Source organism: Curtobacterium sp. 18060, from assembly GCF_902706105.1.
In the GTDB taxonomy this organism is placed as follows: domain Bacteria; phylum Actinomycetota; class Actinomycetes; order Actinomycetales; family Microbacteriaceae; genus Curtobacterium.
The window spans coordinates 1-22,950 of record NZ_CACSJV010000038.1 but is presented as its reverse complement, the minus strand read 5'-3'; the positions used below and the strand labels follow the sequence as shown (position 1 = coordinate 22,950).

Below are 22,950 nucleotides of genomic sequence, written 5' to 3'. Positions count from 1 at the left end.
CCACGAACGTGGGCAGTGGCGACGGCGCGAGCAGCCGATATCGTGAGACAGTGATAGCCGGGGAACTCAAGAGCAAGATCGACCGAGTCTGGGACGCGTTCTGGTCCGGAGGCATCTCGAACCCGCTGGAGGTGATCGAGCAGATCACGTACCTGCTGTTCGTCCGCCGGCTCGACGACCTCCAGACACTCGCGGAAAAGAAGGCGCGCGTCACCGGCGGCAGCATCGACCGAGAGATCTACGGGCTCGGCCAGGAGCAGTTGCGGTGGAGCCGGTTCAAGAACGATGAGCCTGAGACGATGTGGCGGATCGTCGGAGAAGGGGTATTCCCATTCCTCCGCGCTCTCGGCGGTGATGGCTCGACGTACGGCGAGCACATGCGCGACGCCCGCTTCACGATCCCGACTCCCGCTCTCCTGTCGCGGGTCGTCGACATGCTCGACGACATCCCCATGGCCGAACGCGACACCAACGGCGACCTCTACGAGTACCTGCTTTCGAAAATCGCGTCCGCTGGCGTGAACGGCCAGTTCCGTACACCTCGCCACATCATCGAACTGATGGTCGCCATGATGGCACCGCAGCCAGAGGACGAGATCTGCGACCCCGCGGCCGGCACCGCAGGGTTCTTGGTCGCCGCGTCGGAGTACGTGCGGCGCGAGCACCCCGGAGTGCTCACCAACGCCCAGCAGCGCTCGCACTTCCACACGAGCATGTTCCACGGTTTCGACTTCGACTCAACCATGCTGCGCATCGGCAGCATGAACATGCTCCTGCACGGCATCGAAGCGCCCGACATCCGCTACCGCGACTCCCTCTCCGAGGGCGCGAGCGACGATGCCGAGCGGTACACACTGATCCTCGCCAACCCGCCCTTTGCCGGGTCGCTCGACTACGAGTCGACTTCAAAGGACCTGCAGCGCATCGTGAAGACGAAGAAGACCGAGCTGCTCTTCGTCGCCCTGTTCCTGAAGCTCTTGAAGCCCGGAGGCCGCGCGGCCGTGATCGTGCCCGACGGCGTGCTGTTCGGGTCATCGACCGCGCACAAGACCTTGCGGCGCATGCTCGTCGAGGACCAGAAGCTCGACGCAGTCGTCAAGTTGCCGTCCGGTGTCTTCCGCCCCTACGCGGGCGTGTCGACAGCGATCCTGTTCTTCACGAAAACGAACTCGGGCGGCACCGATGACGTCTGGTTCTACGACGTGCACGCCGACGGTCTCTCGCTTGATGACAAGCGCAACCCGATTGAGGCGAACGACCTACCAGATGTGCTTACCCGTTGGGCAGACCGCAGGACCGATGAACGCGACAGGGCCCGCACCGACCAATCATTCACCGTGCCCAGGGCAGAGATCGCCGCAAAGGGCTACGATCTCTCCCTGAACCGCTACAAGGAGATCGTTCACGACGAAGTTGAACATCGGCCGCCACTCGACATCATCGCCGACGTCGAGACCCTGGAAGCAGAAATCACGGACGGGCTCGCCGAGTTGAAGGCGATGCTCAGGTGAAGACGGCGTCGCTCGACGCGTTGACCACCAAGGTGGTGTCGTGGAACCCGTCAAGGCTTGGTCAGGACGAATTTGCCTACATTGATTTAGGATCAGTTTCGAGCGAGACAAAATTGATCAGTAAAGTTGCACGCATCCGCGGCGCCGAGGCGCCTAGCAGGGCGCGCCAATTGCTACAAACCGGTGACGTCCTCGTTTCAACCGTCAGACCAAACTTGAACGCCGTTGCACAAGTCCCAGCGCGTTTGGATGGAGCAACCGGGTCGACCGGCTTCACGGTGTTGCGTCCGACGGAGCGACTCGACGCCCGATACCTCTTCCACTGGGTGCAAACTCGTCCCTTCGTTATGGACATGGTGCGCAGGGCAACAGGCGCGAGCTATCCAGCTGTTTCCGACAAAATCGTTAAAGAGTCGATGATTCCGCTGCCGCCGCTCGCGGAGCAACGTAGGATCGCCTCCATCCTCGACCAAGCGGACCTACTCCGCGTCAAGCGTCGCCAAGTGCTCGAGCACCTTCAAGGCCTGCAGCAGTCGGTTTTCGTGCAGCTGTTTGGGGATCCCTCCTCATGGTCCGACCGATGGACGCTTGGCTCTGTCGGGGATCTGGTGGAGTCGACGCAGTACGGCTCGTCAGCGAAGGCGAGCAATGTCGGCGAGTGGCCCGTGCTCCGCATGGGAAATGTTACGGACGACGGTCGATTGGATCTGCACGATTTGAAATACCTCGATCTGGCGACGACCGACCTCCCGAAATATACTGTGCAGCGTGGTGACCTACTCTTCAACCGCACCAATAGCCTTGAGAAGGTCGGCAAAAGCTGCGTCGTTGAGACCGCCCGGCCCCTCGCTTTTGCGGGGTACCTCGTGCGCATTCGATTCGTAAATCCTTTGGCCGCATATTTCGTGTCAGCATACCTGGGAAGTCGCCACGGGCGAGCTGTGCGCCGTGGCCTCGCTAAGACTGCAGTGAACCAGGCAAACATCAATCCGACCGAACTCAAATCGGTTCCGATAGCACTACCCCCGCAGGACCGAATCGATGCGTTCGCTGTGCAAATGAAGTTGATCGGAAAACATCGAACCCTCATCGAACGCGATCTGGCAGTTGCCGATGAACTGCTGGAGTCGCTGCAGTCGCATGCGTTCAGGGGCGAGCTGTGACGGCGAACTTCGACTTTGTGCGGGTCGTTTGGCCGGATGTGTTCGCTGACGTCTCCCGCGCGGAGTCCTATCTCTCGAGCGACCCGCGGTCGGCCTGCTTCTACAGCCGCCGGGCGGTTGAGGTGCTCGTCGGCCACCTGTACGAGATCCTCGCCCTACCAGTCCCGTATCAGGATGACCTCGCCGCACGTATCAACGATGCTGGTTTCGCGCGGGTCGCGGGGGTGGGGATCCGGCAAAAGCTGAACCTGATCCGGAAGCTTGGCAATCAGGCCGTGCACGCGCAACAGCCAGTGCGGCCCGACATCGCGCTGGCCGTACTGCGCGAGCTGCACCACGTGCTGGTGTGGGCGATGTTCCGGCATTCGGTGCACCCGGAGGGCGTGCCGACCGGCGCGACGTTCGATCCAAAGCTCGCAAGCAGTGCGGCGCCGCTCACGCGTGGGGACGTGCAGCGGCTCGCCGGGAAGTTCGCCGCGCAGGATGAAGCCCATGCCAAGGCTCTCGCCGAGCGTGACGAGGTCGCAGCGGCGCAGGCCGCGGAGATCGAGCAGTTGCGCGCGCAGGTGGCTGAGGTGCAGGCGGCGAATCACGCGTCCGACGACCACGACTACTCCGAAGCCGAGACGCGCGATCTGTTCATCGACGTGCTGCTGGCTGAGGCGGGCTGGCCGCTCGCCGAGGCGCGGGATCGCGAGTACGAGGTCTCGAGCATGCCGAACGGACCGGGCGTTGGGTTCGTCGACTATGTGCTGTGGGGAGCGGACGGGCTGCCGCTCGCGGTCGTCGAGGCGAAGCGCACGACGAAGAGCGCCCTTGTCGGGCAGCAGCAGGCGAAGCTCTACGCCGACTCCCTCGAGGCGATGTACGGGCGTCGGCCGGTCGTGTTCTACACCAACGGATACGAGCACTGGCTTTGGGACGACGCAGCCGGTTACCCGCCGCGGCAGGTCGCAGGATTCTTCACCCGCAGTGAGCTGGAACTCATGATCCAGCGTCGCTCCTCCCGTCTGCCGCTGTCAGCCGCTCCTGTGAGCAGGGACATCGCTGGGCGGCATTACCAGGTGCGGGCGATCAAGGCCGTCGGGGACACGTTCGATCGGCGGCAACGGCAAGCGCTCCTGGTCATGGCGACCGGTTCGGGGAAGACCCGGACAGTCATCGCGTTGGCCGATCAGCTGATGAAGGCGAACTGGGCGAAGCGCATCCTGTTCCTCGCGGACCGCACTGCGCTTGTCAAGCAAGCGGCGAACGCATTTAAGGAGCACCTGCCGAGCGTCGCGACGGTGAACCTGGTCACCGAACGCTCCGCCGAAGGACGCGTCTACGTCTCGACCTACCCGACGATGATGAACCTCATCAACCAGACCGATGACGGCGGCGACGGGCCGGCGCGTCACTTCGGGCCGGGATTCTTCGACCTCATCGTGGTCGACGAAGCGCACCGGTCGATCTACCAGAAGTACGGGGCGCTCTTCGACTGGTTCGACGCGATGCTGGTCGGGCTGACTGCCACGCCGAAGGACGAGGTCGACCACAACACGTACCGACGATTCCACCTCGAAGACGGCGTGCCCACCGACGCCTACGGCTTGGACGAAGCCGTGGCCGAGGGATTCCTCGTCCCGCCGTACGGCGTGTCGGTCGGCACCCGTTTCCTGCGTCAGGGCATCCGCTACGACGACCTCAGCGAGGCCGAGAAGGACGACTGGGACGCCCTCGACTGGGGAGAAGGCGGCACGCCGACCGCCGTCGACGCCGAAGAAGTGAACCGGTTCCTGTTCAACGAGGACACCGTCGACAAGGTGCTGGCGACGCTGATGACGGACGGGTACAAAGTCGCCGGCGGCGACCGCCTCGGCAAGACAATCGTCTTCGCGAAGAACAAGGACCACGCCGAGTTCATTCAGCAGCGCTTCGACGAGCAGTACCCCGAATATGCGGGACACTTCGCGCGCGTCATCACCCACGGCACCCCGTACGCACAGAACCTCATCGACGAGTTCTCCATCGCCGACCACGCACCGCACATCGCGATCTCCGTCGACATGCTCGACACCGGCATCGACGTGCCCGAAGTCGTAAACCTCGTGTTCTTCAAAACGGTGCGATCGAAGTCGAAGTTCTGGCAGATGATCGGCCGCGGCACCCGCCTCAGCCCCGGCCTGTTCGGCGAAGGCCGCCCCAAAAAGGACTTCCTGGTCTTCGACTTCTGCGGCAACCTCGAGTTCTTCAGCCAGGACCTCCCCGGCGCCGAAGGGTCGACGCAGAAGTCCCTCACCCAACGGCTGTTCGAAGCCCGGCTCGGACTGATCACCGCCCTCGACCGAACGCATGGCGACGCCGACCTCCGTGCCTCCGCAGCAAGCACCCTGCACGAGGTCGTCGCCGGCATGAACCTCGACAACTTCCTCGTCCGTCCCGAGCGGCGCTGGGTCGAGCAGTACGCCGACCCGGCGGCGTGGGACGCACTCACTCCCGAGGGCGCATCCGACGCGCTCGAGCACCTCGCAGGGCTTCCGTCGAGCGTGGTGGACGACGACACCGACGCGAAGCGGTTCGACCTGCTGATCCTGCGCCGGCAGCTCGCGCAGCTCGACGGCGACGCCACCGCTTCCGAGCGGGTCCGTCAAACGGCGCAAGCCATCGCGACAGCACTGCTGGCGAAGACCGCGATCCCGTCCGTCGCGGAACAGGTCGTGCTCCTGGAGGAGGTCGCCGGCGACGATTGGTGGATCGACGTGACCCTCGGCATGCTCGAAATCGCACGCCTTCGCATCCGCGCACTGGTCCGATTCGTACCGAACGTGACCCGCCCCCGCGTCTACACCGACTTCATCGACGAACTCGGCGACGTCACCGAAATCGTGCTGCAGCACACGACACCGGGCACCGACCTCGAACGATTCCGCGCGAAGGCAACCGCATACCTACGGCAGCACGAGGACCACCTCGCGCTGCAGAGACTGCGCCGCAACCGTCATCTCACGTCGGACGACCTGAACTCGCTCGAGCAGATGCTCCTGGCGAGCGGGGCAGGGTCCAAGGCCGACATCGATGCGGCGGCCGAGGAGGCGCATGGACTCGGATCGTTCATCCGGTCGCTTGTCGGCCTCGACCGAGATGCGGCTCTCGAGTCGTTCGCACGCTTCCTCGACGGCTCACGCTTCTCCGTCGACCAGATCCGATTCATCCATCTCATCGTCGACGAGCTCACCGCCAACGGCCTGATGGATGCGGGGCGCCTGTACGAGTCGCCGTACACAGACCGGGCACCAAGCGGAGTCGACTACTTGTTTGACGACGACGAGGTGGCAGCTATCGTGCAGATTCTTCGTGACGTGCAAGAGCATGTCCGCCCCGGAACCGTGGCCTGAGACAGTCTGGCTAACGCGCGGTCGAGGCACGATCGAGCGCCCGTCAAGCAAGTCGCAATCAGCCTCCGAATTCGTTGCCACGAGGGCATTGGGCCGATAAGAGGTGTTCGGCTTATTCGCGGATGCCAGTGTTGGCAGGGATCGCGGTTCCCAGTGACGACGGGCGTTCCACGGGTTTCGGGGATCCGTTCCACCGGCCGATTCGTCAATAGGAGTCGCACTTCCCGATGAGCGGAAGGATGTCCCCGCAAGTCGGACAGGCGGCTCGGCGCCGGGCACCGCGAGATCGAGCACGAGCTTCGTTCCCGTCACGGAGGCTGTTGACTTGGTGCACGACGAGCCAGTTGACTCTGATCGTAGTGTGAGTTCACAAGCGCCTCCGGAGGGCGATTCCTTCTCCGCGCGACGAGAACCCGATGGTGTATCCGATCTGACGTGGCCGCCGTCGCGGCGGATGGCGCGGACGCACAGCTCCCACGCTTCGAAGCGTTCCACCGAGATGTGCTCGACGCGGTGAATCACCGCGTGGTTCTCGAACGGGATTCGCTGCACGCGGAGCGCCCCATCGAACGTGTCGAGCTGCCGCAGGTCCGACTTCCACCACGGCTGCGGCGCGTTGCCTGCATCGCTCAGGGACGTCCCCTCAAACCCGCTCGACGTGTTCGTTGGCTAAAAGTCGAGCCCCTCGAGGAAACGACGAGCTTCTTCGTCGTTACGACGTCCTTCGTCGCGATATGAAATGGCGATCTGTCGGAGCGCACCAGCAGTTCGCGGATGTGTCGCGTCGATTAGATCGGCTTTGGCTTCGAAATCACCTGCTAGGTCAAACTCTTGTTGGCCGCCATCAGTCATCCCCCTTGAGGTCACCCCCCGCATGTTGTGCACCCCGACCACGAATCCGCGCTCCATCCGATCGCTCGGCGCTACCTCAAGCACATCCCGTACGGCGCGCGTCGGAAATGTCCCGTCCGGGTCCGTTGGGGCATGGGCGAAGACCTCGCCGATCTGCAACTCGCCAATGTCGAGACGGTCACTTTCTGCGAGTAGCGCTCGCGCTGACTCGAGCCACGTTCCAAGCGCAGCCGCGTTCACATTCCCGTTGGCGTCCGTGCCGGGCACCACGCGCCACTCGTGCAACAAGCGCCACGCGTTCGATGCGAGGGCCGTGTTGACGTCTCGAGGTTCATCGTCACCGCTCGGAGTCGCCGGCTTGAACGCCAGCTTTAGGACTTCAACGAACCACTGAGGATCTTGCGCGAGGAGTCGTTGTAGCGACGTCGCCCCGCCCTCGAAGTGAAGCAGCGGAAGGAACTTCCACTCGAGACGCGCTATCTCCCTCTCGTCGACGCTTCGTGAGCGTAGGAACTCGAGAAGCCGAGAGACGTCATGTTCTGACACGCGTCCAGATTCTGGATCACCGGGCCGGTATTGCGTCAGGGCATCGACCACGATTCGTTCAGCGTCGTCGACCTCGAGCCTCTCGACATAGAGACTGAGGGTGTCCACAGCCATGGCAACGCGACCGTGGCTCAATAGTTGGCGAGCGACTTCACTGGTGTGACCGAAATCAGCTCCTCGGCCATAAGGGACGAACTCTGCCCAGTACGCGGCGTCGACCGCATCGTCGAGATCTGCCAGCGCCGCCCAGGCCTGGCTCACATCCTCGACTGTCTGGAGCAACCGCGCTTGCGCCAAAGGACGCCCATCGAGCCTCTCCACCCAAGCGGCCACTCCGCTCATCGATCGGTCGAAGCGCGCGCGCGCGAACGCGTCTGCGAATGTTGCGCGGGCTTGAATTTCGCTGTCCAACTCGTCAAGCGCAACGTCATCGTGCTTTCGATCGACGCGAGCCGCCGCGAAACCTAGCGCTGACGGCATGGCTACATCTGCGGAGAGATCTACCAGTCGGTGGAAACCCTCGGCTCCGATGATGCGGCTGACCGCGTCTGCCCTAATCCGCTCGAGTTCTTGCTCGTAAGCCTCATAGCCGTCGCCGATCGAGATGCCGATGGCCGGCGTCCAGCCGTCGAACAGCCACTTGTATCGCTCGGCCGCGCTAGACGGTGCGAGCCGAGCGGCCGCATCTGCGAGCAGCCCCAGCCACTCTTCCGCTAGAGACCACTCAGAGTCGGAGAACTGACGGTGCTTGCGCACGAAGTCTTCGATCGCATCCCAAAGCAGAACGGACTCAGACGAGTCGAGTTCCTCCGGTCGGAGGGTTTCGAGTGCCTCAATTGCCGATCGCTTGGCGCGATCGGGCAACCGATCAAACACGCCGACGACTTCGGCCCAGCGCTTCGGGTTGCGGGTCGCCCCATGTATGACCCGCTCAGCAATCGCCTCGACCGACTTATAAATGTCTGGCAAGTGGGGTTCTTTGTTCGCCCCTCGCGCCCACTCCCGGAAACGCGGCTTGTGAGACTCCATTGCCATTTCCGATGGCCCGGGAAGCAACTGAAGCGAGATCGCCCAGGTAACAGCCTCGTGACGAAGAAGGAGCGAGTCGAGCACAAGCAGGCGCGTCTCCGCCGACGCGCTCGTCTGCGGTAGCCATGGCCTGAACACTCCATGGAGGCTCGTCGTCGGACGGTTGCTCAGCCTCCCGCCCGGGTCAATCTCGGCGAGAGAAGCGAGCACCTCTGCCGCGAAGCCCACATGCCGACTTGACCACGCCACGCTCTCGAGTCCCCAGAGCAGCCCCGTGTGCGGGCTGCTCACTTGCCAAGCATCCGTCTGATCCTGGAAGAAGCTCAGCGCTAAAGGTGCAGGACCAGCGGTCGCTTTAGCAACCGCTCGGAGGAATACATCTGGCGCGGCCTCAGCGAGCAACGGGAGGACGTCCGACATCGACGCCCAAAGCTGCGCGGATGCATCCTCGTTCGCTCGATCGACGAGGTTCCAGACGACTCGCTCAGCCCACTGGCGCGCCGAGCGACCTCCAGCGAGCCGGACTTCGTCTCCACGGCTTCCAAGGAGCGCTAAGGACCTCGCGAGGCCACTTCGAAGATCGGTTGAATGAACCCGCGTCTTGCCATAAACCGCGGCACTCCAGCGATCCTCAAGAGGCAGTTCGAGTCGTGGGTCAACAGCACCAAGAACGGTCTGCACCGCGATTTCGAGTCTTTCGAGGTCGCCCTCGCGAATGCTGAGGCGGGCTGTGCGCCAGGATTCCTCGGGCGCAGCGACCGCCCAAGTTGCTCCAACCCGGGTGAAGATCGGATCGGCCTGACGCGCCAGCCCTTCCAGTAGCTCCGTCAGGTGGGACTGTCTCTCATCGGCGAGAGCCTCGACGACCTCCACGTCGCCACTCCGATGCTGATTCCACGCCCCCGCGAGCCAGAGCCGCCTTATCGTCGGCGCCGCCAGGTCAGATGCCCACTGATCCGGGTCCATTTGATCGAAGGGCCTGGCCACGCGCTGAAGAGCGAGCAAGCTCTTAGTGCCAGCGCGCACAAAGCGATCGAGGTTCTCATCGGGAACCCCCGTTTCCCGTAGGGCCGTACGCAACGCCAGATGATCATGCGGAGGCAGTTCGATGTGGGCATCACCCTCGGTCACCACAAACACAACGTGGTGATTCTCAACGAGATTCGCCTCGCGCTGTAGTTGCTCCTCGTAAGGAAGGAGAATCAAAAGACTTGAGGTCTGGTCAAGTCGTCTCAGCGATGTACCGTCGTGCACCAACAACGATCGCGACAGCATCGGCTCAGCAGCGTCAGGGTCCTGCGCCATCATCGCGCAGGCAGCGAAGGCCAATCCGTCGTCCACACTTGCAGCTCGGATGAAGGTGCGACCCACGTCGACGGCGAGCCGCCTCAGCAGCTCTGCTGCCCTGTCCTCTCGACCGGCGAGGACGACTCTTGCAGTCAGCCGCGGATCGAATCCGCCCGAGAACCGACGCCACCAGTCCTCGATCGTCGCGACCCCGCCCGCCGGCATATCGAGAAGTTCGGACAGCCAGATCCGAATTGCGGCAGACTCTTCGAGCGCCTGCTCGAGATCATCCGCGTCGAGAACTCGCACGTCTCGCCACTCGCCTTCGGCGCGGCGCGCCTCCTCCCACTCCCGCTTCCTCGGCCAACGCCGCGGTGTGACAAAGACGAACGTCGTGGTCAACTTGTCGACTCCGAGCGAGTCGGCGGTCCGCGCCTCGTAGTCACTTTTCGCCTTCGAAGCGGGATCTTTATTTGTCCCCATCTCCCATACACTCACGCCCTCGGGCACGAATGACGTTCCGCGCGTCGCTTCGACGGTACCGTCGTAACCAGGCAGACCCACGCCTTCTCCGCCGCGCATCTCGACCCGCTGGACTTGGTCGTTCTCATGACGAATCAACCGACGGACCAGACGCGGAAGATCCGCTTGCGCCGATCGCTGGTCGGCCCATCGAGCAAGGTCTGTACCGTCCGCCAAGTGCGGCGAACCCCCGCCTGCATTCATCCCCAAGACCTCCTCGACGCAAGCCTAGGTCCTCGACGGCGCGATGCAGGATACCGATCACGCTCGGCGCAGCCTACGGTTCCTCTCGAAGCGCGGGTCGTCGATGAGCACGTCACGGGTCCGGCCGTGCAACGTCACGCCGACGAGCCCGAGCCCGGCTGCGCGGTCCAACTCGACCGCGGCCTGGTGCGGATCGGCGAACGGCAGGGTCGCCATCGCCTGCAGCGGGTCCGGAGCGGCCGCTACCGCCGCAGCTGCCTCGTCCTTGGCGTCACGGCTCTGCGGCACGGCGTCTGCAGCGTCCGGCCCCTCCCCTGCGTGCCGGGCGGCGCCAGTGAGAGCACCTGTACGGCGAAACCCTGCGCGTCTATGGCGGCGAGTCGGTCCACGCAGACGTCGGCGAGGGCGCTCGCAGGCGCTCGCGGGTGCCCTCGGGGTCGTCCAGGGCAGCGTCGATCGCACTCGTCTGCAGTCCGATCGCACTGAGGCCATGAGTGAGCGAATCACGGAGCTCGCGCGCGATCCTGATCCGCTCCTACGTCACACGACGCGCGACGAAGCTGCCCCGGCGGCCTGCAGCGACCTTGCTCGTCGCGCCTCGGCTTGAACGGCATCCTACTGGGCTCGGATTGTCAGAGCTGCTCTGATCACATTCCGAAAACAGCCCTACTACGAGAAAGCGAAGGCCTACTCAGGCCATAGCATAGCCACGAAGCTCCACAGTCCGACCGTCCGGATCCGCGACAGTGAAATCGACGCTACGAGCGGAACCTCCAACCGCCGTAGTAGCGATACCCTTTGCCCTTAAGTCGAGGAGGACATCGCCCGCATCCGGAATTGTTAAAACCAAGGTTTCCCCTCCGGCGGCCGACACTGAGGGAGAGAAGATGATCTCTATGCCCTCCCGCGAGCAGACCACGGACCCATCCGGCCGGGGTGCTGATGCCACGAATCCGAGCTGATCAGCGTAAAACCGTCCCGTCCCAACTGGATTGATGCAAGGAAGTCCGATTGTGAGATGCGGACCCGCAAGCACCTCTCGGCAGTCGTCGATGAACTGTCGCCGGTTGGACGCACTCCAGTCACGATCACCCAGGTACGCATTCAGTAACTCAGGAATGACGAAGAACGCCACATCGAGAAACGCGAATAGACCTTTATCCTCGCGCCCCAACGGGGTCGGGTAATGAGTCTCACCTAGAGTAATAGCGAACTTCCCATCATACCCAAGCTCGAAATCATAAAGGGCAGGGTGCGCACCATCACGGACCTTGATCTTGATCGGTCCGAACTCAGCTCGCACCATCGAGATCAGTGTGAGCAACTCAAAGCGGGAAGTGTCAACTCCTTCAGTTAGGGAGGTCGCCCGGTACGCGGCGTCTTGGGACTCAACGACCCGAATCTCATTCAACTGAAGACGACCGGTAAGGGCCTTGTCGTGGTGCTCGCGCCAGATTAGCCACAGGAAGAAGTCGTTATCCCTCGGTCGGGTCTGCCCGACTGCCAACTCAAGAACACTGTTGCCGTCGACCGCAGAAACGGCCGATGCAAGGGCGTCGCGGATGATGGCTAACGATTCTTCGTCACGCACCGTTATGAACCCATCGAGTCTCCCGGGTACGGAAGAATCGGTGATAACGACATCGGAAGCACAAAGCTCATGCGCAGCAGGATCGCGAATCTGAATGCCAAGGTCCTCTGCGCGACGCTTTGATGGAACCCACCAGTAGAGGCGCGCAGCTCCGAATTTCGGAGCGCTCCGCTGCGCGGGTTTCAGCCCGGCATTTCCAGGAATAGGGCTGCCGCCCCATTTCGACTTTCCATGCAGCGGAGCAGTTGGGTCATCGATCGAACCCCAGCCTTTGACAAATCCGGTTAGGGACGGTCGAGACTGATTAATCGATGCTAGGACCTGCTGGAGTGATGCGCTGGTGTTGATGCGGATAGGAGTAGCAGACAGCCGCCCCTCTGTAAGGTTAGACATTAGATGGCGAGTCCTTGATGTGGATCTTGTCGACGGCGTGGGTCAATTTGAAAACGACACTAAGCAGAAAGGGCTTTTTGCCCTTCTCGAGACTGTAGTAGATGGTCGAGGTTAAATCATTGAACGGCTCGTCGGCGCTAATCGCCCACTGGATACCACCCCAGTCCGCACCCGCAACCGGCAGCTGCCTCGCAGCCAAAGCAAGATACGCCGTGTGTTGATCCTGACTGATCTCCCCCGGTCGCTCCCTGCTGAAGAAGATATGCTCGCCGCTTTGCACAGCCAGGCGAAGCGACTCACCACGGGAAGCAAAGAAGAAAAAGAATACCCGACCAAGACCTTTGGTGCGGATTGCAGCCTTGCACTCAAAGAGCTCTGCAGGTGAATCGACTCGATTCCCGTAGATCGTGATCGAGCTGCCATCTATCTCGTTGCCGGTCGCGCGGGAAGACCACGAGATAGTGACAACCGACCTAGCCAGTAGGAACGCAATGATAAGACCGGCCAGCAAGCCTCCGACGACGGCACCCGAAAGGTCAAGTAACACCTCCTGAAATGCATCGAGTGCGATGCCCCAGTCCCTGAACCAGTCATCGAGATAGACGGCGAGCAGAACCGCAACTAAGAGACGGGCAGCGTCCGAAAGAAAGGCGACGAACCGTTCCCACCTAGAGTCCTTGCTCACGACGCTGTTTGGAGCGCTTGGGCCGCAATATCAGCGATGGCACCGGCCGCATCTTCCGTCACAGCGTCGATCTCACCGCGCCTCCGAATCTCCGCCGTATTCATCGCCGAGTCTACGAGATGGATCGCAGCGATCGCTCTGGTGAAGGCCTCATTGTTAAGAATCCCTAGCACGCCCTCGATTTGCTTATCCTGCCAATTGTCCAAAAGTTGCGCATTGGCGGTCGACTGTTCATCTCCGCGGAGTAGGTGCAAGTGAGCGTCAGTTACCGTGAAGCGGTCGACCGTCCATTTACTCGAACGGGCGGAGTCGGCAATCAGAAGCAAGTCATACGAACCCCAGGTCGGCCGAACTTCATCCGGCAGTGCCGCGGCATTTGAGCCCGGAGGAATACGCTTCACTATAGCTGTAGTCCGCGAGCCGCGAGGCTGGCGCTTGAAGAACACCTGCATGCGGATCAATGTGACGTCCCCCTGGATACGAAGCCCGTGACAGGCCTGAACATGGCTTAGGCCTCTCGGGTAGCGGCCTGCTTCGGCACCAGCCTAGACAGGGGGCACCGACCTTTCTGCGAGACACACGCCGACGCTGCTCGGCGAGACCAGCCCGCAGCACGCAAGGCTACGGCTGTACGACCGCTCTGTCTAGGCGTCGATGGACATATGAGAAGAGGGCGAAGGCGTCGTAAAAGTCTTCCAGATTCTCGTTACTGTCAACGCGATTGCCGTGGGCGCGCGGGTTACGGTAGTGACCGTGTATACCCAGCAGGAGGTTTTTGAATCCCTTATGCTCACTGACCTCACTCTCGGTAACGAATTGATTGATCAGCATTCTAGGACGAACACCGCCGCCTGTGCCGAATACGCCGTTGTAAAGCGCATCTCCGTCGCCCGCCAAACCGGTCAGGCTCCGGACCCGCGAGGGCACGCTTTTCGATGCTTCAGCGATCGCGTGAAAGAGAGACCTGGTCACGAACTCCTCTGAGCAGTATCGAGTGAGTTCGTGGTGCAGCCCCCTTCGTGTCAACTCCGTGAGCAGCCGGCCTGCAAGCTCCGCGCCTTCCGCAAGCGTGCTCGCCTGTTTCGCGCGTCCAAGTTGCCCCGTTTCAGTGACCCTCCAGCCAAAGAACACGATCGCTTCATTTAGTTCGTCGCGAAGAGACGTGAACCGTGCCGGATTTTTGGCGTAACGACTGGGATGCATACTTCGCGCAACAAACGCCGCGACAACATTCCCCACACTCTGTCGATTCTGCTTCTCATACAAGGCAGTGAAGAGGCTATTCCTCTTGTTGCCTGCTTGGCGAGAGGTGATGTTGACTTGCTGCAGGAGCTGGTCAATCTCTGCGTTCGACAGCCCCGGAGACTCCGTTTGCCCCAAGACATCGCACAGCGCCTTAACGAAGGCGACGTCGAAGACGGGGAGCTTTCGTGGTTCGGGCACACCTCATCATCGCTCATCGACACGACCACGTGTCAAGGAGATCCGGGGGAAGCTTCCCAAGGCCAGTGCTACGGACATCCGCCTCGTCGTAGGCTGGGAACGATCAGGCGGCACTCGGGCAGGTGAAGACCTTGGCCATACGCGCTCACCGCGAAATCGGGCAACCGAGTGCCGCTGGCCGCACAGTGACAGGCTCGCGCTCGCGCCGATAAGAGGTGTTCGGTCTATTCGCGGATGCCAGTGCTGGGGCGGATCGCGGATCCCAGTGCTGACGGGCGTTCCACGGGTTTCGGGGATCCGTTCCACGGGTTGGAGGCGAGCCCGGCGTTCAAAACGGTGCTGCCCCGGTCGAAGCCGCGCGTTTCTGCCTCGAGCGAACCACGAGGCGCCGCACTCCGGACTGATTCATGCGGCGACGGGCTTGCGGCACACTGACTTGGTAGCGCCTCGCCACGTCGTCGTCCGTGGCATTCCGCCAGGCCTGCCTGAGCGCAGCGTCCCACGGTACGAGAAGCTCGCCCGCAAGCCAATCTGCTTCCTCTTCCTGCTCAGCGCCAGCTCCGCACGTTCGGTCGAAGGTCACCACAGCGGGATGCTCGTGCTCGAGGATGATGTGGCTCATCTCGTGGCTGACCGTGGATCGACGCCTTGGAAGGCCGTGGAAGTCGTTCTCCACGATTAGCTGCTTGTGCTCGATCTCAGTGACTAGCCCGGAGAAGGACGCACGCGGTCGACGCGCCCGTTCCAGGTCCTTCTCGTCAAGCGCCAGCTCACTCACACCGCAGACCTCGATCCCCCATTGATCTGCCAGCCCCCATGGGTTTAGCACCATGAACGCGTCGAGCCCTAGCTCACGCCTGATCTCGAGAGCGAGCCCCTTCGCCTCAGTCTTGAACCCCCGCCGCATCGCTACTTGGACGCTTTCGCCCTCGTCACAGCGGCATTGATCACGTTGGTGATGAACTGCACGTCCTCGTCCTGCAGATCCTTGTCAGCCCTCAGAAGCGGAGCCACCTTCGCCATGAGCTCGACTTCGCCCGGACGGAGCGGCACGCCAGCATCCTCCGCGACGAAAAACTGCTCAGCGTCGACCCCAAGCCACGACACTACGGTCGCGAACCCGTTCGCGTCCGGCCGCTGGCCCTGCCGAAGTCTTGAGAGCAGAGAAGGGCTGACGCCCATCTCCAGGGCGACACCGCGCCAAGACATGCCCTTGGCGCTGCGCGCAGCATCGAGCGCTTCGTAGAGCGCAACGGGATCGACGGTTGTCCTCGGCACGTGACCAGTATGCCTCGTTGCGGCTCTCCATGAACGAAACTCGCCACAGCGCTCGACATCCGATGCGCAGGTGATCTAATATCGACCCACCGAACGAACACCGAACCAAGGAGGTGAACACATGACAGGAAAGCGAGGACGCAGCGCCATCACCGGCCGCTTCGTGAAGCAGTCCACGGTTCGTCGTCACCCGAACACGACGACCAACGAATCGACGTCCAAGTCCAAGAAGTCCAAGTAGCACCCTCGTCAGCGACACCGAACAGGAGCATCGATGAGCACGTACACCGTGACCCGAGTTCGCAAGGAACTCTCCGCAGATGGCGCCCACCGACACCTCGAGGGAGTCATCACCAACACGAACACCCACTGGACCCGAGGTCAGGTGGTCGCAAGCATCAACGCCGGTAACACCTGGCGCACCAGCGCCGGCGGCCACTCCGCAACCATCACCACCGTCCACTACTGCCCGCGAGGAACCTGCCTCGCGAGCCCCTACATCAAGACGAACCCCAACAGCTCCCAACTCGACAACCTCGAGAACCTCCCCGAGGGCTGACCGCATGAGGACCGATCGCCCGGGCGGTCGGTCCTCATGCGGGCCCTCTACAGAAAGGCAGCATGGAACCCACCGATATCGTCTCCGCCTTCCTCGCGGGCTTCACGGCCGGCGTTGTCGCGCTTGTGAACGCACTCGCCCTGACCGCGCAGTCACACCCGGTTGCGGCGCTCGCCATCGCTTGCGTTGGCACCCTCAGCATCGCCACCCGGCGCATTCATCGACGGCGTCGTTAACTCCGTACATCGAGCTCACGGCGTGAGGTCCAGGGGGTCGAGTCCGAATCACTCGAAGTCACTGAGGAGGCTGAGACGGGAACAAGCCGCCGGTCTGGAGACAGGCCCAGTTGCCACGCGACGCTTAGCTCAGTTGATCGTCAGGCGCGTCGCTTCAGATGCTACGACGACGTGGTAAGCGCCGATAACGCTCATTGCGTCCGTTGCGTTAGACCGTTGTCAGGCGTGGAAGGTCAGCCCGGCGGCAGCGAAGTCGGGGCGGACGCCGGCTTGGTGGAAGATGTGCAGCGCGCGGTCGTTAAGCGTTCTGCTGCCGGCTCGGTCAAATCGTGCACATCGGTCCATCGCTGCCATCATCGCCGCGCCGTCCCTCTCGAGGTAGCGGATGAAGCCTCTGTAGGCGGGCGCTGTTGCTGAGTCGGCAGCTCGTGCCTGGCCGCCGTTCTCGTGCTCGTCGATCGCCGCGAGCCAGAACGCCAGCCCGTCGGGATGCGTGCCGAGCTTCCCGAGCGCGGCCTCGGGCGCTTCTCGCATGGGTCGTTCGTGCCGTACCCACGCCTGCGCTGCGCTGCGAGCGGCGTCGCCGAGCGGGGTGTGCGCGTGCCACTCACCCGATCGGTCCAGCGTGTGATGGGTCCAGGCAGATCCGTCGAAGTATCGCCGCCCGGAAGCGTTGAGCGGGTCGGTCCGCCAGCCAGGGGCACCGGTCGGTCCTTCGGGTACCGGCGTGAGTGGCTCGGCAGTGGGAGCGGGTGAGACAGGCGTCGCTGTCGGTGCCCAGCGCGCTGGCCGTCGGGCTAGCCGGAGTGCGAGCGTGTCCCAGTCGCCGAGCGTTCGCGGTGTGATTTCGAAGATGTCGAGACCTGCTCGTTTGGCTGCCCTGCGTTTCGCGGCGAAGCGAGCGTCGTAGTCGGGGTCGCCGTGTAGCCCCAGATACTCGATGATGAGGTCGCCGACGAGGAAGTCACCGCGGTAGTTCGTGCCGGGGTAGGAGGGTTCGCGGGTGTGGGCGATGCCTTGTTTGTGGAGCCAGTCGTCGATTGTTCGTTCCCCGTAGGACAGGCAGAGATGTCCGTCGTTGGCGATGGATCGCACGCCGCGGCTCATGCGTTCTGTGCCGTCGCCGAGTACGCCAGATGCTGCGAGCGCTCCATGCCAGCTGCCGAACACCTCGTTGACTGTCGAGCGATCTGGCCAGTCCCAGATGAGGCGAAGGAAGGCAAGGAGCTCCTCCGGCGATGCGCTTCTCGGGTACTTATCAAGGAACGCGTAGCCCGAGCCCCCCTGCCGAGGGATGGCGCCGGTGACCGCGTGGTATTGCTTCATGCTCGCGACGATCTGGTCTGGCGTCAGTTCGACGCCTCTGGGTCGTTCGCCGGGGCCGATTTCGATGAAGCACTCTGGGCAGATCATTCGGGCGGCGGTCTTGTTCCGAGTTGCGTTCACTCTTCGTGCTGTCGTCTGATCCATCGGATTGAGGCACAGCGGGCAGGTGGAGACGGCCCCCGGACTGTCCGCCGTCGTGCCGCCCGAACGGCGCCCGCCCGTTATTGGCCACCAAACGGATGGCGGCAGCGAGTAGTCCCCTACGGGCGCAGGGTAGCGACGCATGTCATGACCTGCACGAGGGCCGGCGGCGATCGATACTGGCGCCGGCAAGGGAACGAACGTTGACGGATCGGCGGTTCGGAGGAGCTTCTTGAGTGCGCGAGGTGCCGGTGCCTCGACTCGAAGCTCGAGCCCGTCCTCCGTTTGCACCGCGTTGACCAGGAGATTGCAACCGACATGCGTGAGCGCCGCCGTGTACCGCTCTGCATCGTCTCCATAGATGTAGGCAACTTGTTCGTCGTCGAGCCATACCCCTACTGCCGTCGCGTCTGCAGGGTTGCCTTCTTCGGGTACCAGACGGAATTGCCCGTCCGCAAACCCCTGTTGGCGTCGCCGCCAGCTCGTGAACCAGCTCTCCCCTGTGGTCCGCAGCTTCTTGGTTGCGAGGCCCTGCACGAGGAGATCTGCTCTGAAGCGTGGTGTCCCTCCCCGCGAGTTCCGACCAGAATCCGGAGAAGGGGCCCGGTCGACATGATCCCGGCAGCTGATCACGGGCACGTCGTCGGTCACGATGAGATTTTCCTTCTCGTTATGGGGCGAGTCTTCCTCACCTGGCCATCGCATGAGGTTAGCGTCCGCGTGTGACAACGACTCGTCGAGATGACCCGACACATCTGTCGACCAGTGTCGTAGCCCGGCTGCTCGGCGTGAAACCAGACGGAGTGCGAGCCATGATCGCTGCCGGCACACTCCCGGAGCCGCAGTGGCTCAACCTCGGGCGTCGTGACGAGCGCATTTACTCGTTGGAGTGGCTTGCTTTGGCGAACGAGCACCTCAACGTGCGTCGACTCGATGGACTCGAGATCGATCACTGGCTTCGACCCGTAGATGGCTTGCAGATCGCCGTTCGCATCGATCGCCCAGAGTGGACCGCGCGGGATGCGGGGCTGACCATCCTCGCTCTCTCGAGCCTCTGGGACGCCTGCATCCGAGCCGTCGAGCCAGGCTCAAACGATGACCTGCCTGGTCTTGCGGTGCGCCGGATGTCCGCCGGCTCCCCGTTGGACCTGCTCGCATGGGTGCACGTCGGCGCAGGCGTGGCCAGCGCTGGCGGTGCGGCCTCGCTGTTCATGTATGTCCTCAAGCATCCCGAGCGCGTGAGCAGCGCGATCCCGCGGCTCGTCGCGGGGTGGCGACAGGGATGGGCGGAGGCGAGCGACGCCAAGCTTCGACTGCTGCAAAGCCGCCAGAACGTCAACCGATTCACCGAGGAAGCGCAGCACGCACTCACGGAATTGGGTTCTCACCCGCGGCAGATCACCATCGACGGTGAGGCCACCGGCAACCTCGAGATACTGGGCGCCGAGTCCGAGGCGCCACACGACTCCGACAGCGAGACCAGCGAAGAGGGCTGATGATGCCATCCTTCCGCGCGTGCCCTCCTAAGTGTGCGACGCGGACATAGCCGGGCCCGAAGTTTGAATCGCCGACCCAGTACGGGGGGCATCGGGCGAGTCGGCTTTCGATCAGCAACGCGGGTTCGGAAGAGTCGCTGCATGCGAAACGAACGACCCCGGAATCGCGATGAAATCCCCCGAGAGGATTGGGACGGCCCTGAGGAGTTCGGACACACCTGGTTCGAGCATGCGGAGGAAGTCCGCGACTACGTCGAGAAGAAGAAGCTTCTCCCACCGCATACCACCGTCTCGCGGGGGTTGAAGATCGGCGCGTGGCTCGACAAGCAGCGGCGGCTCGGCAAGGCCAGGACCGGCGAAACCTTGCATCCAGCTCGGCAGTACTACCTCGAGACATGGGTGCCCGAGTGGGAACTGTCCCCGAGCGAGCAGCTGTGGAATCGACAGGCCGAAACGCTACAGAAGTTCGTTCGCACGAACGACCGTTTTCCGCATACCCGTGAGGTAGTGGACGGATATTCCCTCGGCACGTGGCTCGTCTTCCAACGGGAGATTGATCAGAAGCGGGGCGAAGGAGCCATGCAGGTGAAGCGGGGCCAATGGCTCGACGAGCACGTGCCCGGATGGAACGTCGCGGCAACGAGAGCTACATGGTCTGAGATCGCTGACGCAGTCGCGACCTGGATGGACAGGCATGACGGACGCCGCCCGGATCGCACCGTCGTTATCTGCGGCGTCAACGCACTGCAGTGGCTGCGGTTCCAAAAGGACCGACCACGAACCACCGACCAAAGGCGATGGCTTGACGCCAACATCCCCGGCTGGAACGACAGCCACCGACGCTCCAAGAGCGTCTCTGACGGCGATCGCTGACGCGAGCGCCTCGCCCGCTGCCTTCTGAAGCGCCTCCGATACGACGAAAGCGCCGCCCACCTGTGGTGGACGGCGCTTTCGATGACCTGATGAAGCGTGCTGCTTGTTGGCGTTCCCTTCTTCCGGCGGTGACTCGCGTTCGGGAAAAGCGATTCAGCGGACAGAGCCGAGGAAACTCGACTCGGAGGTGTGGCGGGTCATGACGGCGTACTCGACCTCCCACGCGGACTGCCGACGGACCGGCGACGGGGTCTTCTCGTCCCAGCCAGCGTCGTCGTTCGACTGCTGCGGGCTGTACCGGGCTGCGGTGAGGCGGATGTTCGTCGCGTCGAAGGCCACTCGCTGGCCGGCGCGTCGCGGAACCGTCTGCACGGTGGGAGCGAAGGCTGCGTCGAACCACCGCTCGGCGGCGCGCTGGAGGGCGGTGGCGCGGTCGGAACGGTGCTTGTCGTACCCCTGGTAGTCGTACTGGCGGGTCGGTGGGAGCTGGGTGGCGTCGAGGCGGTGCGCGTATCCGCCGCAGATGGGGTCGTTCGGTGCGGGCGCCGGTGCCGGGATCGGCGCTTCGCCGTCGAGGTCGGTCTCCCCGCAGGTGCGGATGGTCACCACAGGCCACTCGGTGCAGTGCCAGCGGAGGAGCACGCTGCTGACCTGCACGTCGGCCTCCACCCGTCGACTGACGCGCAGGTCGGCCTCGCTCGTGCGCGACACCTCGACCGGTTCCGGCTCGGTCCGCACCTCGTACATGTCCTCGAACTCGCCTCGCCACTGACGGATCATCGGGCAGGTGATCTTCTGCTGGCCGCGCTGGCCGGCCCGGTGCCGTGCGATGCGGAGCTGCTGCAGCTCCAGCATGCTATGGCGGTGCGGGGTCGTGCGCGTGCAGAAGGCGATCGAGGTGACGGTGTTGTACTTGTTGGAGTTCATGGCTGGGGTCTTCCGAGTTGGGGCGGAGTGGTTCTCCGCCGATGTCAGCCCTATGCCAGAGCGCGTCCGGGAGCGGGGCTGAAATCCTGTTCGCGAGCACCAGCAGAGCCGAAAATCGGCGAAAGACCCTCGTTCGCGGGACAAAATGGCGCCGACGGGACCCGTCATGCCCCGCGAAGTGGGGTCAACGCGGCTCGCCACCGACGACGCGCCAGAAGCCATGGCGCAGCACCGCGACTCCCGCTGAAGCTCGTCAGCTTTCCTGCTGCCGGACTCAGAGCGGCCGAAACGGCTGCGAAGAACGGAGCGCTCTCGTAGCGTCCTCGACATGCTTCACGTCGCACCCCCCACCGTCTGCGTCCTGACGACGCTCCGGTACCGTCGCCGCCCGGCTGCCACCGCTGGCAAGAGCGCCGGCCGATGAGCGGAAACTCCCCCGACATGGGCTCGGGTCCCGGGAAGCGGCCAGGCCGTGCAGCCGTTCGCACCGTAGCGCGTATCCCGCTGTCGAGCATGCGCGACCAAAGTCCCCCGAACCTGCAGGAGCTCTACGCCGACGTCCGCGACGACCAAGCCCTCGTCCCTGGACTCGAGATGGGCATCGGTGCCCTCATCGTGCAGCGTTGGGACCCGACTTACGCCGCCGCGGGGTGGACGTTGTACGGAGCGGACCTCACCCTCGACATGGGCCACCCGTTCGGGTCCATGTTCTACCGCAGCGACGCCGACGGCCGCGTGCTCCGCGTCGGCGTGAAGTGGCACCCACCGGTACAGCAGCTCGAGTTCCCAGCCCTGCACCCGTCGAAGCCGGAATTCACCTCCGACTGCAGCGACGAGGAAGTTGCCGCAGTGGTGCTGGATGCCCGGAGCCGTATCGAGGTTCTTGTCGCCGCTAACGCGCAGATCGGGTCCTTCGTCGCGACGGAAGAGTCTGAGGACGCGATTCTCGAAGCGTCTGGGCTTGGCTTGGAACGGCTGGCGGAGGACGATCCGCGGCTGGCCCGCGATGTCTGACCGTCGAGCACCGCAGCCGGCGCCCTTGCGGCAGCTGCTGCTTCCGCGCAGACGCCACTTATGACCTCCGCTGGTTGCACGTCCAATGACCGACGAAGCAAACGAGAGCCGTCCGTGAGGTTGCAGTTGGTGTCTCTGACGTTGGCGTTCGACGACGTCCGGTTTTTCGGCGCCGCCATCTTCACTGACTCGAACGATCCGGATGGGCCGTGGGCGACGGTTCTGGTCGACCACTCGGACGAGGAGCCCTGGTTCCGCCTCACCACCACCGACCCGACCGGGAGCGACGTGTCGGTCGCGGCGATGGCGGAAACGGAGCGCCTGATGCGGTTCATCCTCACCGAGCAGCCGGAACGCATCGGCCGAACCCTGTTGATGCCGAAGTAGAACGGACCCCCTGACGCCGAACTGGGATGGACCCCCTGGTTGACGCTAGGAGGGTGATCACAGTGGACACGTGGGCAGAGATCCGTCGGCTGCATCGAGCGGACAAGGTG

20 protein-coding genes are annotated in these 22,950 nt (G+C 63.3%); 9 read left to right on the top strand and 11 right to left on the bottom strand.

Annotation, left to right across the window (positions count from 1 at the left end; all coding sequences use genetic code 11):
• Positions 1-50 precede the first annotated feature (50 nt).
• Genes GVL05_RS14980 through GVL05_RS14970 form a run of 3 tightly spaced genes read left to right on the top strand, consistent with a single transcriptional unit; the run spans position 51 to position 6,051 of the window.
• Entirely contained in the window at positions 51-1,511 is a 1,461-nt protein-coding gene (locus GVL05_RS14980; protein ID WP_159573634.1) for a class I SAM-dependent DNA methyltransferase, read from the top strand.
• Positions 1,508-2,674, top strand: coding sequence for a restriction endonuclease subunit S (locus GVL05_RS14975; protein ID WP_159573622.1), 1,167 nt, complete (start codon positions 1,508-1,510; stop codon positions 2,672-2,674). Before GVL05_RS14980 ends, GVL05_RS14975 begins: the two co-directional genes overlap by 4 nt.
• Positions 2,671-6,051, top strand: coding sequence for a DEAD/DEAH box helicase family protein (locus tag GVL05_RS14970; protein ID WP_159573621.1), 3,381 nt, complete (start codon positions 2,671-2,673; stop codon positions 6,049-6,051). Before GVL05_RS14975 ends, GVL05_RS14970 begins: the two co-directional genes overlap by 4 nt.
• Positions 6,052-6,720: 669 nt before the next feature.
• Here GVL05_RS14970 and GVL05_RS14965 read toward each other — a convergent pair.
• From GVL05_RS14965 to GVL05_RS14925, 9 genes are all read right to left on the bottom strand, one after another.
• Complete coding sequence (locus GVL05_RS14965) at positions 6,721-10,386, bottom strand: hypothetical protein (protein ID WP_159573620.1); 3,666 nt, start codon at positions 10,384-10,386, stop codon at positions 6,721-6,723.
• 162 nt (positions 10,387-10,548) lie between these two features.
• A complete protein-coding gene (locus tag GVL05_RS20345; protein ID WP_159573619.1) occupies positions 10,549-10,779 on the bottom strand; it encodes a hypothetical protein in 231 nt (76 codons plus the stop codon).
• A gap of 79 nt (positions 10,780-10,858) precedes the next feature.
• On the bottom strand, positions 10,859-11,014 hold the full coding sequence (locus tag GVL05_RS20370) for a histidine kinase (protein WP_369122533.1): 156 nt from the start codon (positions 11,012-11,014) through the stop codon (positions 10,859-10,861).
• A gap of 168 nt (positions 11,015-11,182) precedes the next feature.
• On the bottom strand, positions 11,183-12,475 hold the full coding sequence (locus GVL05_RS14950) for a hypothetical protein (protein WP_159573618.1): 1,293 nt from the start codon (positions 12,473-12,475) through the stop codon (positions 11,183-11,185).
• Positions 12,468-13,160: a hypothetical protein gene (locus GVL05_RS14945; RefSeq protein WP_159573617.1), complete on the bottom strand. Its 693-nt coding sequence runs from the start codon at positions 13,158-13,160 to the stop codon at positions 12,468-12,470. Before GVL05_RS14945 ends, GVL05_RS14950 begins: the two co-directional genes overlap by 8 nt.
• Positions 13,157-13,612: a hypothetical protein gene (locus GVL05_RS14940; RefSeq protein WP_159573616.1), complete on the bottom strand. Its 456-nt coding sequence runs from the start codon at positions 13,610-13,612 to the stop codon at positions 13,157-13,159. Before GVL05_RS14940 ends, GVL05_RS14945 begins: the two co-directional genes overlap by 4 nt.
• A gap of 169 nt (positions 13,613-13,781) precedes the next feature.
• A complete protein-coding gene (locus GVL05_RS14935; RefSeq protein WP_159573615.1) occupies positions 13,782-14,603 on the bottom strand; it encodes a TIGR02391 family protein in 822 nt (273 codons plus the stop codon).
• Between the two features lie 328 nt (positions 14,604-14,931).
• Positions 14,932-15,510 carry an ImmA/IrrE family metallo-endopeptidase gene (locus GVL05_RS14930; protein ID WP_123654318.1) on the bottom strand — a complete coding sequence of 193 codons (579 nt, stop codon included), beginning with the start codon at positions 15,508-15,510 and terminating at the stop codon, positions 14,932-14,934.
• 2 nt (positions 15,511-15,512) lie between these two features.
• Entirely contained in the window at positions 15,513-15,881 is a 369-nt protein-coding gene (locus GVL05_RS14925) for a helix-turn-helix domain-containing protein (protein ID WP_123654319.1), read from the bottom strand.
• A 274-nt stretch (positions 15,882-16,155) separates the two neighbouring features.
• On the opposite strand from GVL05_RS14925, the gene GVL05_RS14920 reads away from it, so the two are divergent.
• Both GVL05_RS14920 and GVL05_RS14915 read left to right on the top strand, forming a co-directional pair.
• Complete coding sequence (locus GVL05_RS14920; protein WP_123654320.1) at positions 16,156-16,440, top strand: DUF3892 domain-containing protein; 285 nt, start codon at positions 16,156-16,158, stop codon at positions 16,438-16,440.
• 62 nt (positions 16,441-16,502) lie between these two features.
• The gene (locus GVL05_RS14915) at positions 16,503-16,676 is read left to right on the top strand and encodes a hypothetical protein (protein ID WP_159573614.1); all 174 of its coding nucleotides are present in this window, start codon (positions 16,503-16,505) and stop codon (positions 16,674-16,676) included.
• A gap of 219 nt (positions 16,677-16,895) precedes the next feature.
• On the opposite strand, the gene GVL05_RS14910 is transcribed toward GVL05_RS14915, so the two are convergent.
• Complete coding sequence (locus tag GVL05_RS14910) at positions 16,896-18,794, bottom strand: DUF2510 domain-containing protein (protein WP_159573613.1); 1,899 nt, start codon at positions 18,792-18,794, stop codon at positions 16,896-16,898.
• A gap of 161 nt (positions 18,795-18,955) precedes the next feature.
• On the opposite strand from GVL05_RS14910, the gene GVL05_RS14905 reads away from it, so the two are divergent.
• Both GVL05_RS14905 and GVL05_RS14900 read left to right on the top strand, forming a co-directional pair.
• On the top strand, positions 18,956-19,639 hold the full coding sequence (locus tag GVL05_RS14905) for a hypothetical protein (protein WP_123293759.1): 684 nt from the start codon (positions 18,956-18,958) through the stop codon (positions 19,637-19,639).
• Positions 19,640-19,780: 141 nt separating this feature from the next.
• Complete coding sequence (locus tag GVL05_RS14900; protein WP_123293758.1) at positions 19,781-20,512, top strand: hypothetical protein; 732 nt, start codon at positions 19,781-19,783, stop codon at positions 20,510-20,512.
• A gap of 153 nt (positions 20,513-20,665) precedes the next feature.
• Here GVL05_RS14900 and GVL05_RS14895 read toward each other — a convergent pair whose 3' ends face one another.
• Positions 20,666-21,439, bottom strand: a complete 774-nt coding sequence (locus tag GVL05_RS14895) for a hypothetical protein (RefSeq protein ID WP_123654322.1) — start codon at positions 21,437-21,439, stop codon at positions 20,666-20,668.
• Positions 21,440-21,952: 513 nt separating this feature from the next.
• Between GVL05_RS14895 and GVL05_RS14890 the strand changes: the two genes are divergently transcribed.
• Both GVL05_RS14890 and GVL05_RS14885 read left to right on the top strand, forming a co-directional pair.
• Positions 21,953-22,453 (top strand): hypothetical protein, encoded by a 501-nt coding sequence (locus tag GVL05_RS14890; RefSeq protein ID WP_123293756.1) that lies wholly within the window; start codon positions 21,953-21,955, stop codon positions 22,451-22,453.
• Positions 22,454-22,594: 141 nt separating this feature from the next.
• Complete coding sequence (locus tag GVL05_RS14885; protein WP_235036001.1) at positions 22,595-22,840, top strand: hypothetical protein; 246 nt, start codon at positions 22,595-22,597, stop codon at positions 22,838-22,840.
• Positions 22,841-22,950: the final 110 nt, after the last annotated feature.

Bases quoted from the DNA above. Each gene is read 5' to 3' on its own strand.
- GVL05_RS14950 (WP_159573618.1), bottom strand. From the start codon at position 12,475: ATGTCTAACCTTACAGAGGGGCGGCTGTCTGCTACTCCTATCCGCATC.
- GVL05_RS14940 (WP_159573616.1), bottom strand. From the start codon at position 13,612: ATGCAGGTGTTCTTCAAGCGCCAGCCTCGCGGCTCGCGGACTACAGCT.
- GVL05_RS14930 (WP_123654318.1), bottom strand. From the start codon at position 15,510: ATGCGGCGGGGGTTCAAGACTGAGGCGAAGGGGCTCGCTCTCGAGATC.
- GVL05_RS14920 (WP_123654320.1), top strand. From the start codon at position 16,156: ATGAGCACGTACACCGTGACCCGAGTTCGCAAGGAACTCTCCGCAGAT.
- GVL05_RS14915 (WP_159573614.1), top strand. From the start codon at position 16,503: ATGGAACCCACCGATATCGTCTCCGCCTTCCTCGCGGGCTTCACGGCC.
- GVL05_RS14905 (WP_123293759.1), top strand. From the start codon at position 18,956: ATGATCGCTGCCGGCACACTCCCGGAGCCGCAGTGGCTCAACCTCGGG.
- GVL05_RS14900 (WP_123293758.1), top strand. From the start codon at position 19,781: ATGCGAAACGAACGACCCCGGAATCGCGATGAAATCCCCCGAGAGGAT.
- GVL05_RS14895 (WP_123654322.1), bottom strand. From the start codon at position 21,439: ATGAACTCCAACAAGTACAACACCGTCACCTCGATCGCCTTCTGCACG.
- GVL05_RS14890 (WP_123293756.1), top strand. From the start codon at position 21,953: ATGCGCGACCAAAGTCCCCCGAACCTGCAGGAGCTCTACGCCGACGTC.